Origin of the sequence: Comamonas sp. (genome assembly GCF_036666375.1) — a bacterium.
Taxonomy (GTDB): Bacteria; Pseudomonadota; Gammaproteobacteria; order Burkholderiales; family Burkholderiaceae_C; genus Comamonas.
Map to the genome: position 1 here is coordinate 24,551 of NZ_JAVWWA010000003.1, position 14,634 is coordinate 39,184.

12 protein-coding genes and 1 tRNA gene are annotated in these 14,634 nt (G+C 69.8%); all 13 read right to left on the bottom strand.

Annotated elements, in window-relative coordinates:
* Window positions 1–156 precede the first annotated feature (156 nt).
* Window positions 157–233: transfer RNA gene (locus tag RR928_RS01130), tRNA-Arg, on the bottom strand.
* A 65-nt stretch (window positions 234–298) separates the two neighbouring features.
* Window positions 299–1,783 carry a CYTH and CHAD domain-containing protein gene (locus tag RR928_RS01135; RefSeq protein ID WP_332533983.1) on the bottom strand — a complete coding sequence of 495 codons (1,485 nt, stop codon included), beginning with the start codon at window positions 1,781–1,783 and terminating at the stop codon, window positions 299–301.
* Window positions 1,784–1,891: 108 nt separating this feature from the next.
* The gene (paoC, locus tag RR928_RS01140) at window positions 1,892–4,099 is read right to left on the bottom strand and encodes an aldehyde oxidoreductase molybdenum-binding subunit PaoC (protein WP_332533982.1); all 2,208 of its coding nucleotides are present in this window, start codon (window positions 4,097–4,099) and stop codon (window positions 1,892–1,894) included.
* Between the two features lie 2 nt (window positions 4,100–4,101).
* Window positions 4,102–5,052 carry an FAD binding domain-containing protein gene (locus RR928_RS01145; protein WP_332681242.1) on the bottom strand — a complete coding sequence of 317 codons (951 nt, stop codon included), beginning with the start codon at window positions 5,050–5,052 and terminating at the stop codon, window positions 4,102–4,104.
* Window positions 5,049–5,690, bottom strand: coding sequence for an aldehyde dehydrogenase iron-sulfur subunit PaoA (gene paoA, locus RR928_RS01150; RefSeq protein ID WP_332533980.1), 642 nt, complete (start codon window positions 5,688–5,690; stop codon window positions 5,049–5,051). The genes RR928_RS01145 and paoA overlap by 4 nt, the downstream gene beginning before the upstream one ends.
* A 122-nt stretch (window positions 5,691–5,812) precedes the next feature.
* Window positions 5,813–6,760 (bottom strand): TIGR03915 family putative DNA repair protein, encoded by a 948-nt coding sequence (locus RR928_RS01155; protein WP_332533979.1) that lies wholly within the window; start codon window positions 6,758–6,760, stop codon window positions 5,813–5,815.
* A gap of 15 nt (window positions 6,761–6,775) precedes the next feature.
* Window positions 6,776–8,065, bottom strand: a complete 1,290-nt coding sequence (locus RR928_RS01160) for a putative DNA modification/repair radical SAM protein (RefSeq protein WP_332533978.1) — start codon at window positions 8,063–8,065, stop codon at window positions 6,776–6,778.
* 61 nt (window positions 8,066–8,126) lie between these two features.
* Window positions 8,127–8,552, bottom strand: a complete 426-nt coding sequence (locus RR928_RS01165) for a Fur family transcriptional regulator (RefSeq protein WP_332533977.1) — start codon at window positions 8,550–8,552, stop codon at window positions 8,127–8,129.
* Entirely contained in the window at window positions 8,549–9,988 is a 1,440-nt protein-coding gene (locus RR928_RS01170) for an efflux transporter outer membrane subunit (RefSeq protein WP_442881898.1), read from the bottom strand. The genes RR928_RS01165 and RR928_RS01170 overlap by 4 nt, the downstream gene beginning before the upstream one ends.
* Before the next feature lie 2 nt (window positions 9,989–9,990).
* The gene (locus RR928_RS01175; RefSeq protein WP_332549280.1) at window positions 9,991–11,967 is read right to left on the bottom strand and encodes a MacB family efflux pump subunit; all 1,977 of its coding nucleotides are present in this window, start codon (window positions 11,965–11,967) and stop codon (window positions 9,991–9,993) included.
* Entirely contained in the window at window positions 11,961–13,172 is a 1,212-nt protein-coding gene (locus RR928_RS01180) for an efflux RND transporter periplasmic adaptor subunit (protein WP_442881632.1), read from the bottom strand. The genes RR928_RS01175 and RR928_RS01180 overlap by 7 nt, the downstream gene beginning before the upstream one ends.
* A gap of 1 nt (window position 13,173) precedes the next feature.
* Entirely contained in the window at window positions 13,174–13,812 is a 639-nt protein-coding gene (locus tag RR928_RS01185; RefSeq protein WP_332540121.1) for a hypothetical protein, read from the bottom strand.
* Between the two features lie 33 nt (window positions 13,813–13,845).
* On the bottom strand, window positions 13,846–14,634 hold a 789-nt coding region (locus tag RR928_RS01190), incomplete at its 5' end, for a metal ABC transporter solute-binding protein, Zn/Mn family (protein ID WP_332540119.1).

Sequence of the window (14,634 nt, forward strand, 5' to 3'; positions counted from 1 at the left end):
TGGCCGTTCGCCCTGAGCAAATGGCCGTTCGCCCTGAGCCTGTCGAAGGGCGTCTCGCATGCAGAGCAGACGAAATGCTGACGGTGGCTGCGCTGGGCAGTACCGATCGCGCATACGAAAAAACCTCAGAGTATTTCTACTCTGAGGTTTCACGTTTGGTGCGGCTGGCAGGAATCGAACCCACGACCCCTTGGTTCGTAGCCAAGTACTCTATCCAGCTGAGCTACAGCCGCTAAGCTTCGTATTCTAGCCGCAGTTCAATGGCCTTTTGGAGAAAACCCGGCTTTTTTTGTTCGGATCACCAAAATCCCGGCTTCCTGGCCCATTTGCCCAGACGGTGCTCCGAGGCATCGAGCAGCTCCTTGCGCTGCGCGGCAAGCCAGCCCAGCGCGAACCAGGCCTCGGGCTGGGCGGGCAACAGCTGGGTGAATGCCTGCTCGGCGACCACGAGATCGTTGTACTCGCCCAGCGCATCCTGGGCGGGCTTGAGGCGCTGCACATAGGACTGGACTTTCTTCGCGCGAAACAGCGAGGCCGTGAACTCGACGGCATAGCGCAGGCGCTTGATGCGCCGGCGCGCGCGGTGGCGCTGTTCGTCCGCGAAATCGGCATAGGACTTGGCATCCTTGGCCAGCTGGCGGTGCAGATGATCGAGCTTGGCCGCGGCCAGCGCGCGCAAGCCGCCCACGGGCGCAGGCGTTTCGGTCTCGGCCGGCGCAGCTTGGGAAAATGCGATCAGCGCCAGCCACAGGCGGGTGGTCGCCGGGGCGCGCAGCAGTTCGTCTATGGCCGGGCCTGCAGCTTCGGCCGGCAGTTCGGCCAGCGGTGCGCCGGCCGCGCGCAATGCAGGCAGCAAATCGGCTTGCAGCGCGTCGCGGTCGCGCACGCCGCCCAGCTGACCGAACAGCGTGGCCAGCGCCGGCTCCCAGTCGGCATCGACCGCGGGCGACCAGTCGCCATAGATGCGCAGTGCCGTGCGCAGGCGGCGCAAGGCCACGCGGGTCTGGTGCACATGTTCGGCTTGGGCCGCGCCACCCGCCACTTCGGCGGCATTGGGCAGCAGATGCGCCAGGCAGGCAGCGACCATCTGGCGCAGTGCGGCGTCGGGCGAATGCGGTTCCTTGAGGACTACATCCTGCGCATACACCGGCGCCACGGCCGACTCGCGCCGCGCGAGCTGCTGGCCGCGCTCGGCCTTGCTGATCACGTCGACCCACAGGCCATGGCGCGCTACCCAGCGCGCGGCCAGCGCCACCAGCGCGTCCACGGAGCCGCTCTTCAATTCGAACTCGATTTCGTGCAGCTCCCGGGTGTCGCTGCCGGCGCGAATCTCGCCCACGTCGAGCGCGACTTCGGCCAGCACGCCGGTGCTGCGTATCATGCGCAGGGTGCGCTGCACATCGGTGGCGTAGTAGACCTGCAGGCTCGCGGCCTGATCGCCCAGGGCCGCGGCCAGCTGCTCGCCTGCGGCCGTGCCCGCATGCAGCGCCGTGTCGAGCCGCGGCTCGCCGCCGTGCGCCGCGCGCGGCACTTCATGCTCGAGCCGCGTCCAGCGGTTCTCGCCCGGGCACTTGAGCGTCTGCACCCAGTCGTCGCCCTCCTGGCGCAAACGCAGCGAGACATGGGCTTTCGCCAGCCGCTGGTCGGGCGTGTCGAAGTATTGCGCCTGCAGGCGCAGCGTCTGCACATTCGCCTTGGCCTTGCCCTTGGTCTGCGTCAGCGCGTGCAGCAGCGCCTGGCGCTTGCCCGCCGGCACCTGGAATTTCAGTTCGATTTCGTTCATAGGACCCTCCAAATCACAGGGCCTGTGCCCTGCTCCCGCTGTTTTTTCGACTATAGCGGGGCTGCAGGAACGGCGGGTCCTCCATTTCGCTGCATTGGGTAACTTGCCTCACGCCACCGCAGGCAACCCGGCCAGCAGCTTGTCCAGCGTGATCGGGTAGTCGCGCACGCGCACGCCGGTGGCGTTGTAGATGGCGTTGGCCACGGCCGCGGCCGCGCCGCAGATGCCCAGCTCGCCCACGCCCTTGGCCTTCATGGGCGAGGACTGCGGATCGGTCTCGTCGAGAAAGATCACTTCCTGGTGCGGAATGTCGGCATGCACCGGCACTTCGTAGCCCGCGAGGTCGTGGTTGACGAAGAAGCCCTTGCGCTTGTCGACCGCCAGTTCTTCCATCAGCGCCGCGCCCACGGCCATGGTCATCGCGCCTATCACCTGGCTGCGCGCCGACTTGGGGTTCAGAATGCGGCCCGCGGCGCACACGGCCAGCATGCGGCGCACGCGGATCTCGCCGGTGTCCATGTCGACGCCGACTTCGACGAAATGCGCGCCGAAAGTCGACTGCTGCTGCTTCTTGGCGAGGTCGCCGAATTCGATCTTGTCCTCGACTTCAAGCCCTCCCTCGCCCGCGGCGCTGGCCAGCGCCGCGCTGCGCCCGGCGGCGCTCACCTGGCCGTCGGCGAACTGCGCTTGGCCGGCGGCAAAGCCCAGCTTCCTGGCGACTTCCGCGCGCAGCTTCATGCAGGCCGCGTACACGCCCGAAGTGGCGCTGTTCGCGCCCCACTGGCCGCCCGATCCGGCCGACGCGGGAAATGCCGAGTCGCCCAGGCGCACAAAGACTTTCTCCAGCGGCACACCCATGACTTCGGCCGCGGTCTGGGCAATGATGGTGTACGAGCCCGTGCCTATGTCGGTCATGTCGGTCTCCACCGTGACGACGCCGCGGCTGTCCAGGCGCACGCGCGCGCCCGAGGTCATGACCAGGTTGTTGCGCAACGCCGCGGCCATGCCCATTCCCACGAGCCAGCGGCCGTCGCGCACCTGGCCCGGCTGGGCCTGGCGCCGGCTCCAGCCGAAGCGCTCGGCGCCGGTGCGCATGCATTCGATCAGTTGGCGCTGCGAGAACGGCCGCTCGGGATGCTCGGGGTCGACCTGGGTGTCGTTGAGAACGCGCAGTTCTATGGGATCGATGCCGAGCCGCTGCGCGAGTTCGTCCATCGCCACTTCGAGCGCGCTCAGGCCGCTGGCTTCGCCGGGCGCGCGCATGGCATTGCCTTCGGGCAGATCAAGCTGGGCGAGCCGCACGCCGCTTTCGCGATTCGGCGCGGCATAGAGCAGCCGCGTCTGGTCGACCGCGGGCTCGGTCGAGCCGCCGCGCAGATTGCCCGAGCAGCTGTCGTGCGACAGCGCCGTGAGACGGCCTTCACGCGTCGCGCCCAGGCGTATGCGCTGTATGGTCGCGGGCCGGTGCACGGTGTTGTTGGCGATCAGCGGCCGCTGCAGCGCGACCTTGACCGGGCGCTTGACGGCGCGCGCGCCCAGCGCCGCGAGCACGGCGTCGGCGCGCACCCAGAGCTTGGCGCCGAAGCCGCCGCCGATGAACGGCGAGACCAGCCGCACCTGGGACTTGGGGATGCCCAGCATCTTTGCGACATCGTCCACGCCCCAGGCGATCATCTGGTGGGAGGTCCAGAGCGTGAGCTGCTGGCCCTGCCATGCAGCCATCGATGCATGCGGCTCCATCATCGCGTGCGACTGGTCGGGCGTCGTATAGGTGGCGTCCAGCGTCACCTCGGCCTTGTCGAAGGCGCTGGCGAAATCTCCGACCACCGACAGCGCGGGGTTGTCCTTGGAGCCCGGCGGGCGCGGCGCGGCGTCGCGCTCTTGCGCCAGGTCGTACTTGCCGTCGGCCGCGGCATAGGTGATGCGCACCAGCTGCGCCGCGGCGCGCGCCTGCTCCAGCGTGTTGGCGACGACCAGCGCCAGCGCCTGGTGATAGTGGGCGATCTCCGGGCCGCCCAGCAGCGGCGCGGTGTTGTTCTTGGCCTTGCCCAGCTTGCCCGCATTGCGCGCCGTGACGATGTGCAGCACGCCGGGCGCGGCGCGCGCGGCTTTCAGATCCATGGAAGCGATGCGGCCCTTGGCGATGCCTGCGCCGACCACCCAGCCGTAGGCCGGATCGGCCACGGCGTCATGGCGTTCGTAGGCATAGGGCGCCGTGCCCGTGGTCTTGAGCTTGCCGTCGACACGGTCGGTGGCCTTGCCGATGTACTGCAGCTGATCGATGGGATTGGTGGTCGCGGGAGTGTCGAATTTCATGGTCAGGCTTTCGCTTGCAGCAGGGCCGCGGCGAGCGTGCGCTCGACCAGAGGCAATTTGAAGGCGTTGTCGTGCGTGGGCGCGGCGCCGGCGAGCAGCTGCGCCGTCACGGCCGACGCGCCTTGTGACAGCAGCGCTTCGGCACCCGGCGATCGCCAGGGCTGGTGGGCGACACCGCCCAGGCCCACGCGGCCCGAGCCGTCGGGCTGCAGCACCAGCGCCACCGAGACCAGCGCGAACGCATACGAGGCGCGATCGCGCACCTTGCGGTAGATGTGCTTTCCGCCCAGGGGCTTGGGCAACGTGACGGCGGTGATCAGCTCCCCGGCTTCAAGAACCGTCTCGACATGGGGTGTCTGGCCCGGCAGGCGGTAGAAGTCGGCGATGGGAATCACGCGTGCCTGGCCATCCGGACGCACGGTTTCCACGGCGGCATCGAGCACGCGCATGGCAACCGCCATGTCGCTGGGATGGGTGGCGATGCAGGCGCTGCTCGCGCCTATCACCGCATGCTGGCGCGTGATGCCGCCGAGCGCGCTGCAGCCGCTGCCCGGCTGGCGCTTGTTGCAGGGCTGGTCGGTATCGTAGAAGTAGGCGCAGCGCGTGCGCTGCAGCAGATTGCCCGCGGTCGTCGCCTTGTTGCGCAGCTGGCCCGAAGCGCCGGCCAGCAAGGCGCGCGACAGCAGCGCGTAGTCGCGGCGCACGCGCAGGTCGGCGGCCAGATCGGTGTTGCGCACCAGCGCACCGATGCGCAGCCCGCCTTCGGCCGTGGGTTCTATCTTGTCGAACGCCAGCGCGTTGACATCGACCAGATGCTGGGGCGCCTCGATCTGCAGCTTCATCAGATCGAGCAGGTTGGTGCCGCCCGCAATGAACTTCGCGCCGGGCTGGCGCGCGACGGCGGCCGCGGCCGCGGCGGGCGTGGTGGCGCGCTCGTAGGTGAACGGTTTCATGCCGCACCTCCGACTTCCGCCATGGCGTCGACGATGTTCGAGTACGCGCCGCAGCGGCACAGATTGCCGCTCATGCGTTCGCGCAGTTCCATGAGCGACAGCAGCGGCTGCGCAGCCAGATCGGTGCTCACATGGCTGGGAATGCCCTGCTTGATTTCATCGAGCACGGCGACGGCCGAGCAGATCTGGCCCGGCGTGCAATAGCCGCACTGGAACCCGTCGTGCTTGACGAAGGCCGCCTGCATGGGATGCAGCTGCTGGGGCGTGCCCAGGCCTTCGATGGTCGTGACCTGCGCGCCTTCGTGCATCACGGCCAGCGTGAGGCAGGAATTGATGCGCCGCCCGTCGACGATCACCGTGCAGGCACCGCACTGGCCGTGGTCGCAGCCTTTCTTGCTGCCCGTGAGGTGCAGGTGCTCGCGCAGCGCGTCGAGCAAGGTGGTGCGGGTGTCGAGTTCGAGCTTGCGCTGCTGGCCATTGACCGTGAGCGACACGGGCGTCGGCGCTGCGCCGCGGGTCGTTGCAACGGGCGCCGAGGCCGTCTGCGTCGCCGCTGTGGCCTGGGCCGCGGCGGCCGTGGCGGCGCAGGCGATCAGCGCATCGCGGCGCTTGATGGCAGGCATTTCAAGGCGGTTCATCGCGGTTCCTTTTTTTGTGGGAACCTGCATTAACCCGTGCTGAGCGCAGTGCAGTCAACAGCCCACGGCGCGCAGTACGGCACAAGGCGGCGCCGGCCTACAGTGCGGGCCTGCGTGCCGGCCTATTGCGCGGGCCTGGCCGGCAGTTTGCGCTGCGGGGTGGTGGGCGCGTTGGCGAGCATGGCCGCGCTGCGCGCCTGCGCGGCCTGCACCAGTGGCGAGATCAGCTGCGTCTCGGGCATGTTGTGCCAATACTTGCGCGGCATCTCCTTGCGCATCGCCGCGATCTTGAGCCGCGCGGGATTGAAGATGTGCGCGTAATAGGTGAGCCACAGGCCCTCGCCGGCGTCGGCCGCGGGCGCGTCGTCGGCGCTGGCGCCCGGGCCCCAGCTGAGCACGCCGGGGCGGCCGGCGAGCGGCTGCTGCGCAAAGCCCGGCTGCACGCCCTGGGCGGCCAGCGCCGCGATGTCGGGCGCCTGCGGCCACCAGCGCAGGCTGCACTGGGGCGTGAGAATCGCCCAGCGCATGTTGGCAAAACGATTGACGAAGAACGGCGCGGCGGCCTGCACGATATGGTGCTCGGGCTCGAACCAGGCAACATGCAGCGGGCCGCAGCCGTCGATCGGGTCGTCGGCCAGCGCCACGGGCCGGAAACGCACGAAGGCATGGGTCTTGTGCACTTCGCGGCGCACGGCATGGATCCAGTGCTGCATCTGCACGCTGTCGGCATCGAGCAGGTCGTGGCGCAGGCCGGGCGTCAGTTGCATGCGCCACAGCAGCCGGTACAGCAGTGCAAAGCGCGACGGCGCGCGGTGCAGCAGGCATTGCTCGGCCTCGGCCAGCCAGCTGCGCGGCACGCTCAGCGGCCGCTCGGGCGCAGGCGGCAGATCCGCGAGCTGCGTCGCGCGCGTCGGCGGCGCAAACAGGTCGGGAGTGCGCGCCTGCGCATCTTCGGTATGCCAGACCACGGCTTCGGGCCGAACCTGCCGGGCCCAGAGCCAGCGCGCGAGACCGCGCCAGTGCGCGAAGTCGCAGCCGTCGCGCGGCAGGATGAAAGTGTGGGTGATCATGGCGCGTGGGAATACTCAGAAAAGGCTGGCCTGCACGGGTGCCGGCGCCATGGGCTGCACCAGCCGCGCCGCGAGCTGCGGGTCGTCGAGACTGCGCCCCGGGCTCCAGCCCTGGCATTCGACAAACGGCAGCACCTTGGACTGCGGCACGCGCAGGCGCTCGATGTCGGCGCTGCGCAGCTGGCGCCAGCGGCGCACGGCCAGCAGCTTGTCGACGCTGGCCACGCCCAGGCCGGGAACGCGCAGCAGCATTTCGCGCGGCGCGGTGTTGAGGTTCACGGGAAACTGCTCGCGGTGGGCCAGCGCCCAGGCCAGCTTGGGGTCGTGCTCCAGCGACAGCATGCGCCTGCCCTGGGCGCCGGGCGGAACGATTTCATGCGCTTCGAAGCCGTAAAAGCGCATCAGCCAGTCGGCCTGATAGAGCCGGTGCTCGCGCACCAGCGGCGGCGCGATCAGCGGCAGATCGGCCGTGGCGTCGGGAATGGGGCTGAACGCCGAGTAGTAGACGCGGCGCAGGCCGAAGCCGGTATAGAGCCTGGAGCTGGTGACGATGATGTCGCCGTCGTCGGCGCCATCGGCGCCGACGATCATCTGCGTGCTCTGGCCGCCGGGCGCGAACGCCTTGGGCGCGGTCGGCCGCGTGCGGCGCGACTGCGGCATGGAGACGATGGCGCGGCTCGCGGCGTCCTTGCGTTCGGCCTTGGAGGTGGCGATATGGTCATGCAGCTGGCCCATCGCCCGGTGGATGGTCGCGCTGTCCTTCTCGGGCGCCAGCTGGGCCAGGCCCTGGACCGTGGGCAGCTCAATGTTGATGCTCAGCCGGTCGGCGTAAAGGCCCGCCTGGGCCAGCAGTTCGGCATCGGCATCGGGAATGGTCTTGAGGTGGATATAGCCCTTGAAGCCATGGTCCAGACGCAGCGAGCGCGCCACGCCCACCAGTTGCTCCATGGTGTAGGTGGGGCTGCGGATGATGCCGCTCGACAGGAACAGGCCTTCGATGCAGTTGCGCCGGTAGAAGTCGAGCGTGAGATTGACGACTTCGGCCACAGAGAAGCGCGCGCGCGGGATGTTGGAGCTGACGCGGTTGATGCAGTATTTGCAGTCGTAGACGCAGAAATTGGTCAGCAGGATCTTGAGCAGCGAAATGCAGCGGCCGTCGGGCGTGTAGCTGTGGCAGATGCCCGCGCCTTCGGTCGAGCCCATGCCGCCGCCCACGGCATTGCGCTTGGCGCTGCCGCTCGACGAGCAGGAAGCGTCGTACTTGGCGGCATCGGCCAGGATGGCGAGTTTGGTTTGCAGTTCCACTGTACAAATGTACAGTTATCTGCCAAGCCATGCAAGGCGCGCCCTCTTTCAGCGCAAGGGTTTAGAGAGAATGCACTTCGAGCACCAGGGTCTGCCCGGACACATTCAAGCCTTCGCGCGCCGCGGCCGCGATCAGGCCCGCATGCAGCTGCGCATCCTCCAGCATCACGCTCTGGCCGCTGCGCCGGCAGATCAGGCGCACGCCCTGGGTGTCGGCATCCGCCGGCGGCAAGCGGTAGTGCACCTTGCCGGTGTCGTCCATCTCGCGCAGCAGCATGCCCACCGCATAGAGTTTTTGCGCAATGCGGTAGACCGTGCTCAGGCTGGTGCGCATGCCGCGGCGGCGCATTTCGCGAAAGATCTCCTCGCTGTTGAGCCGCCGCGGATCATGGGCGGCCATTACCTGGAGCACGCCTATGCGTGCGGAAGTCGGCGTCAACCCTGAGGCGCGCAGGCTCTGCAATATGGTCATGCTGACGGTACTCATGGAGTCAAGCCCTGAAGGGACGAAGAATTCGTGGCGGCGGCCGTCATGGCCGGCCGTGACCAGCCGCCGCCCAGCGCCTTGTAAAGCGCCACCGACGCCTGCAGGCCCTGCGCCTGCAATTGCACGGCGCCATCCTGCGCCGCATACAGCGTGCGCTGCGCGTCGAGCAGCGTCAGCAGGCTGTCGGCGCCCGCGCGGTAGCGGCGCTCGGCCAGCGTCAAGGCCCGCTGCGCCTGGGCCAGCTCCTCGGCCTGGGCCGCGGCCTGCGCGGCCACGCCGGCCACGGCATTGAGCGCGACTTCGGTATCGGCAAAGGCCGCGACGATGGCCGCGCGGTAGCCGGCCAGCAGCTCCTCGCGCCGGGCCTGGGCCAGGTCGCGCCCCGCGGCCAGCCGGCCGGCGTCGAAAACCGGCGCGGCCAGGCCAGCGGCCAGCGAATACAGCGGATTGTCGAAGACGCGGCGCAGCGCGTCGCCTCCCGAGGCGATGCCGCCGGTCAGCGTGAGGCGCGGCAGCAGCGCCGCGCGCGCCGCCAGCAGGTTCGCATCGGCGGCGGCCAGTTGCGCCTCGGCGCGCGCGATGTCGGGCCGGCGGGTGAGCAGTTCGGCGGGCAGGCCCGCGGCGACCGAAGGCGCCTGCAGCGCCGCCAGCGTCGGCGTGGCGATGTCCGGGCCGCTGTCCTGGCCCAGCAGCAAGGCAAGTGCGCTGCGCGCATCGCCGGCCTGCTGGCGCAGCGCTTCGACGCCGCGCCGCTGGGCCGCGACCAGGCCGCGCTGCTGCGCGAGTTCCAGCGGCGTGGCCGCGCCGGCGCGCACCCGCGATTCAACCAGCGCCAGCAGCCGGCCCGCGCTTTGCAGGTTGCGCTCGCCGATCGCGATGCGCTCGCGCAGCGCCACGGCCTGCAGCCAGGTCGTGGCCACGCCCGCAGTCACCGTGAGCTGCAGCGTGTCGCGGTCGAAAGCACTGGCCTGCAGCGTGGACAGCGCGCTGTCGCGGCCCGCGCGGTGGCGGCCCCAGAAATCGACTTCGTAGCTGGCGTTGAGGCCCGCGCCAAACAGGTTGCCGTCCACGCTGGCGTTGCCGCCCAGGCGCTGCTGGCGGCTGGCGCTCAGGCTCGCGCCGACTTCGGGCAGCAGCGCCGCGCCCGCAATGCGCGCCGCGGCGCCGGCCTGCTGCACGCGCGCCACGGCCGCGGCCATGTCGAGGCTTTGCGCCTGCGCCTGGTTCACCAGGGCGTCGAGTTCGGCGCTGCCGAAGCTGCGCCACCAGTCGGCCGTCACGCCCGCCTGCGCGTCGGTCTGCGGCGCCGAATGCCACTGCGCGGGCAGCGCCGTGGTGCTGGCCACGGGCGCCGGCAGCGGCGCGGCGCATCCGGCCAGCACCAGGGCCATGGCACTGGCCAATACACTCATCTTGCGGTTCAGTTTCACGTTCATCCTCATTTCCCCGCCAGTGCCACCACTGGATCGAGCCGCGCCGCGGTTCTGGCCGGCATGAAGCCAAACAGCAGGCCGGTCGCGACCGCGCAGCCGAAGGCGCCCGCCATAGCGGTCGCCGAAAACACCACCGGCACATCCGCGATGATCAGCGCCGCGCCTATGGCCAGGCCTGCGAGCACGCCCGCCGTGCCGCCGACCAGCGTCACCAGCACGGCCTCGGTCAGGAACTGGCGCAGGATGTCGCGCTGGCGCGCTCCGGTCGCCATGCGTATGCCGATCTCGCGCGTGCGCTCGCGCACCGTCATCAGCATCACGTTCATCACGCCAATGCCGCCGACCACCAGCGACACCGCGGCAATCAGGCCCAGCATCATGGTCATGCTCTCGCGCGTCGCGGCTTCGGCCTGCAGGCGCGCGGCGGCGTTGCTGATGCCGAAATCCTCGCGCCCGCCATGGCGCGCGAGCAGCACCTTGCGCATCGCGGCCTCGGCTTCGAGCACCTGGTCCGACGAGGCGACATCGACCACCACATAGTCGGGCTGGGTCTGCGCCTGGTAGACGCGCGCCCGGCCCGATTGGTAGGGAATGAACACCATGTCGTCGTAGTTCTGCGCGGCCGATTCGGCGCCGCGCTCGGTCATCACGCCGATGACGATGAATGGCGAGGTGCCTATCAGCAGCTGCTGGCCCAGCGGGTCGGGCGTGTCGGGAAAGAAATGCTCCTTGGCCTTGTGGCCCAGCACCACCAGCGGCGCGAGCTCGCGGTCCTCGGCCGCGGTGTAGTAGCGGCCCTGGGCCAGGCGCCAGTGGTGCACCGCGGGCATGCGTTCGCTGGCCGCGAAGACATAGATCTGGCGGTCCACGTTGCCGCGGCGCACGGTGATCGGATCGCCGATCACGGGCATCACGGTGCCTATCTGCGGCAGCGCGGCGAGCGCGTCCAGGTCTTCGGGCGTGATCTGGCCCGCAGGCCCGCCCGTGGGCGGCGCCTTGCTGCCCATGTACATGATGGTCGTGCCCAGCGTGCCCATCTGGGCGACGATCTTCTGGCGCGCGCCTTCGCCTATGGCCAGCATCACGATCACCGAGGCCACGCCGATGACGATGCCCAGCAGCGTCAGCACGGTGCGCGAGCGGTTGATGCGCATGCCGCGCCAGGCGGTGCGCGCGGCTTCGCGCAGGTCCTGCCACAGCGAGGCGCCTTCGTCGCCCGCGGCGCGCGCCATGTCGAGCACCGGCAGGGCCATGAGCGCGCGGCGCGGGTCGCTGGCGCTGTCGGCAACGATGTCGCCGTCGTGGATCTCGATCACGCGCTGGGCCTGCGCGGCCACCGTGCGGTCATGGGTGATCAGCACGATGGTGTGGCCGGCGTCGGCGAGTTCGTTGAGCAGGCGCATGACTTCGGCGCCGCTCTTCGAATCGAGCGCGCCCGTGGGCTCGTCGGCCAGGATGATGCGCCCGCCGTTCATCAGCGCGCGCGCGATCGACACGCGCTGCTGCTGGCCGCCCGACAGCTGGTTGGGCCGGTTGTGCAGCTTGTCGCCCATGCCCAGGCGCTCGAGCAGCGCCGCCGCGCGGCGCGCGCGCGCCTCGCCCGACATGCCGGCATAGATGGCCGGCATCTCGACGTTCTCGCTGGCCGATTCGGTGGCGATCAGGTGGTAGCCCTGGAACACGAAGCCAAAGGCCTCGCGCCGCAGCCAGGCCTTTTCATCGGCGTCCAGCGACGCGACATCGCGGCCGTTGAAAAGATAGGTGCCGCTGCTGGGCTGGTCCAGGCAGCCGAGCAGATTCATCAGCGTCGACTTGCCCGAACCCGAGGCGCCGACGATGGCCACGAACTCGCCCGCGTGAATTGTCAGGTCTATGCCGTGCAGCACTTCGACTTCGGGCTGCTGGCCGTCTGCGTCCTGCGCGCCGCCATAGCGCTTGCGTATGCCGCGCAGCTCGATCAGCGGCGTGATGCTGGCTACCACTGGAATCTCCGCACGCCGCTGTCGGGCGGCGCCTCGCCGGTGATCAGGCGTTCGCCCTCCTCCAGGCCGCCGGTCACTTCGGCGAGCAGCCGGTTGCGCGTGCCCAGCTGCACGCGGCGCACTTCGACCAGCTGGTCGGGCGACTTCTCGGCCAGGATGCGCGCCTCATAGGCGCCCGATTCGCCGTCGAGCGCCGTGAACGCGGCCAGCGGCGCCGTGAGCACGCCCTTGACGGCGGCCGACACGAACGTGACCTGGGCCGTCATCTGCGGCATCAGCGCGCCGTCGGGGTTGTCGACGTCGAACAGCACCGTGTACTGCACGGCCTTGGTGCCCGCGGGCGGCATGCCGCCCTGTGCGGCCGCAGGCGCGCCCACCGCCGCCGACGGCGCGGGCAGCACCTGGCGCACCGTGCCGCTCCAGCGCCGGCGGTCGCTGCCCAGCGTGCTGAAGTAGGCGGGCATGCCCGACTTCACCTGGCGTATGTCGGCTTCCGACACATCGGTCCAGACCGTCATGCGGCTCAGGTCGGCAATGCGCAGCACCGTGGGCGTCTGGTAGGTCGCGTTGAGCGTCTGGCCTTCCTTCACATCGAGACCGGTGACCGTGCCGGCAATCGGCGCGTAGATGCGCGTATAGCCCAGGCGCGCCTCGTCGGCGCGCAGGCTGGCCGCGGTCTGCTTGATCTGCGCTTCGTATTGCGCGATGCGCGCCGCCGCGGACTTGAGCGTTGCCGCCGCGGTCTGCAGGTCTTCGAGGCGCGTGGCTTCGTCGCTGGCCAGCTGCTGCTGGCGCGCGTGCTGCTGCTGCGCGAGTTCATGCTGGGCGCGCGCGTCGTCGGCCTGGGCGCGCAGGCTGGCGATCTGCGCCTGGCCGGCCTCGACGGTGGCCGCCAGCACGCTGGCATCGATCTCGGCCAGCAGCTGGCCCTTCTCGACCGCGTCGCCGGCGCGCACCAGCAGGCGCGTGATCTGGCCCGAGACCTGGGCGCCCACATCGACCGAGCGCAGCGGCTGCAGCGTGCCTATGGCGGCCACGCTGGCCTCGATGTCGCCCTTGGCGACGGTCACGGTCTGCCACGGCGAGGCCGCGGCCGGGCGCAGCGCCAGCCACAGCCCGCCGAGCGCGACCACGGCCGCCAGCGGTATCAAATAGCGCGCGGCGCGAGGGCGGCGGCGCAAGGAACGCGAATCAGGCGAAGTCATTTCAGCGAGGCACCTCAAAGCTCAGCGTGGCCGTGTGGCGCACGTCGGTGTACTTCTTGCCGTCCAGCGTCACCGCGCCGTTGTCCACGCGCGCCGAGACTTCGAGCACGTAGAGACCCGGGAACGAAGGCTCGAAGCTGACCGTGCCGTCCTTGGCGGGCGTCAGCACGCGGCGCCAGCCTTCGGAGGTGTCGACATTGACCTGGCTGGCCGCGACCGGACGGCCCTTGAACACCAGCTGGAAGGTATTGCCGCCGGCTTCGGTGGGCACCAGTTCGAGGTCGTTGACGGCCTTGGTCTCGCTGCGGCCGAACTTGGCCTGAAAGTAGGTGAGCACGCCATCGGTGTCGGTGCGGGTCGCGGTGAAGCGCGCATCGCCCGGCGCCGCCGGCGTGAACGCAAAGTGATTGGCCGCGGTCTCCAGCGCCAGCGGCTGGCCTTCGGGCGCGACCGGCTTGGCATCGCGCAGCGCAGGCAGTTGCGCCAGCGGCTTGGGCAGTTCGCCGGCAAACACGCGCGCCTGGGCGCCAGCGCGCTGCAGCCAGAGGTAGTCGGCATGGGCCGACTGGGCCAGCGACAGGGACAGCGCGAGCACGGCCAGGGCGGGCGCAACGCTGCGGGAAATACGGAATGCGGTCATGGGATGAACGGAAATGAAAGGGATCTGAGCGGCTCAGCGCGGGCGCAGCGCCTGTACAAGGCGCGCGGCCAGCGCCGTCATGTCGGCAACCGGCTGCTGGCCGTCGCTGGCCAGCACCACCACGGTGGCGCCTGCGGCTGTCACGGCCTGGGCGAGTTCGGGCGTCGGCTCCTCGTGGTGCAGCACCGCGGCCACGCCTTCGCTGCGGATCAGCGCGGCCAGGGCCTGGGGATCGGTGCTGCCCGGCACCAGTTCGAGATTGAAGGCCGAAGCCAGGTAATCGAGGCGCGGCGACAGCGACACCACGGTCAGGTTGGGCGCGGCCAGCAGCGCGGTCTCGGTCTGGCCCGACAGCGCGACCAACTGCTGCTTGAGCGCCGCGAGATTGCGCGCCAGCACGGGCGCGTCCTGGGGCGCAAGCCGCTCCAGATCCGCGGCAACGATGTCGGCCATGCGGCCCAGATTCACCGGGTGCAGCCAGGGATAGCTGCCCAGCTCCGCGCCCGGCTGCAGCGCAATGCCCGGCAGCGCGCCGTCGATGGGCCGCGCGGCGTCGATCTCGACAATGCGGATATTGGCGCGGCGCGCCAGCGGGAACAAAGGGTCCTGCGGCCACAGCGAACGCAGCGTGATCACCGCGTCGGACCGGGCCGCGGCCTGGGCCAGCGCCTTGGCGCCACGGCCTTCGAAGTAGGCCAGCTGGCGCGCGGGCGGCAGATTGGCCGGCGCGGCGCGCGCCAGCGTGATGCCGCTGCCTTCGGTCAGCTGCGCGGCCAGGCCATGGGCCACGGGGTGGCCGACAAGAACCTGAACCGACTTGGC

Excerpts from the sequence above, each read along its gene's own strand:
- RR928_RS01185 (WP_332540121.1), bottom strand. The coding sequence starts at position 13,812 with ATGACCGCATTCCGTATTTCCCGCAGCGTTGCGCCCGCCCTGGCCGTG.
- RR928_RS01155 (WP_332533979.1), bottom strand. The coding sequence starts at position 6,760 with ATGATCACCCACACTTTCATCCTGCCGCGCGACGGCTGCGACTTCGCG.
- RR928_RS01145 (WP_332681242.1), bottom strand. The coding sequence starts at position 5,052 with ATGAAACCGTTCACCTACGAGCGCGCCACCACGCCCGCCGCGGCCGCG.
- paoC (WP_332533982.1), bottom strand. The coding sequence starts at position 4,099 with ATGAAATTCGACACTCCCGCGACCACCAATCCCATCGATCAGCTGCAG.
- RR928_RS01170 (WP_442881898.1), bottom strand. The coding sequence starts at position 9,988 with ATGAACGTGAAACTGAACCGCAAGATGAGTGTATTGGCCAGTGCCATG.
- paoA (WP_332533980.1), bottom strand. The coding sequence starts at position 5,690 with ATGAACCGCCTTGAAATGCCTGCCATCAAGCGCCGCGATGCGCTGATC.
- RR928_RS01180 (WP_442881632.1), bottom strand. The coding sequence starts at position 13,172 with ATGACTTCGCCTGATTCGCGTTCCTTGCGCCGCCGCCCTCGCGCCGCG.
- RR928_RS01165 (WP_332533977.1), bottom strand. The coding sequence starts at position 8,552 with ATGAGTACCGTCAGCATGACCATATTGCAGAGCCTGCGCGCCTCAGGG.
- RR928_RS01135 (WP_332533983.1), bottom strand. The coding sequence starts at position 1,783 with ATGAACGAAATCGAACTGAAATTCCAGGTGCCGGCGGGCAAGCGCCAG.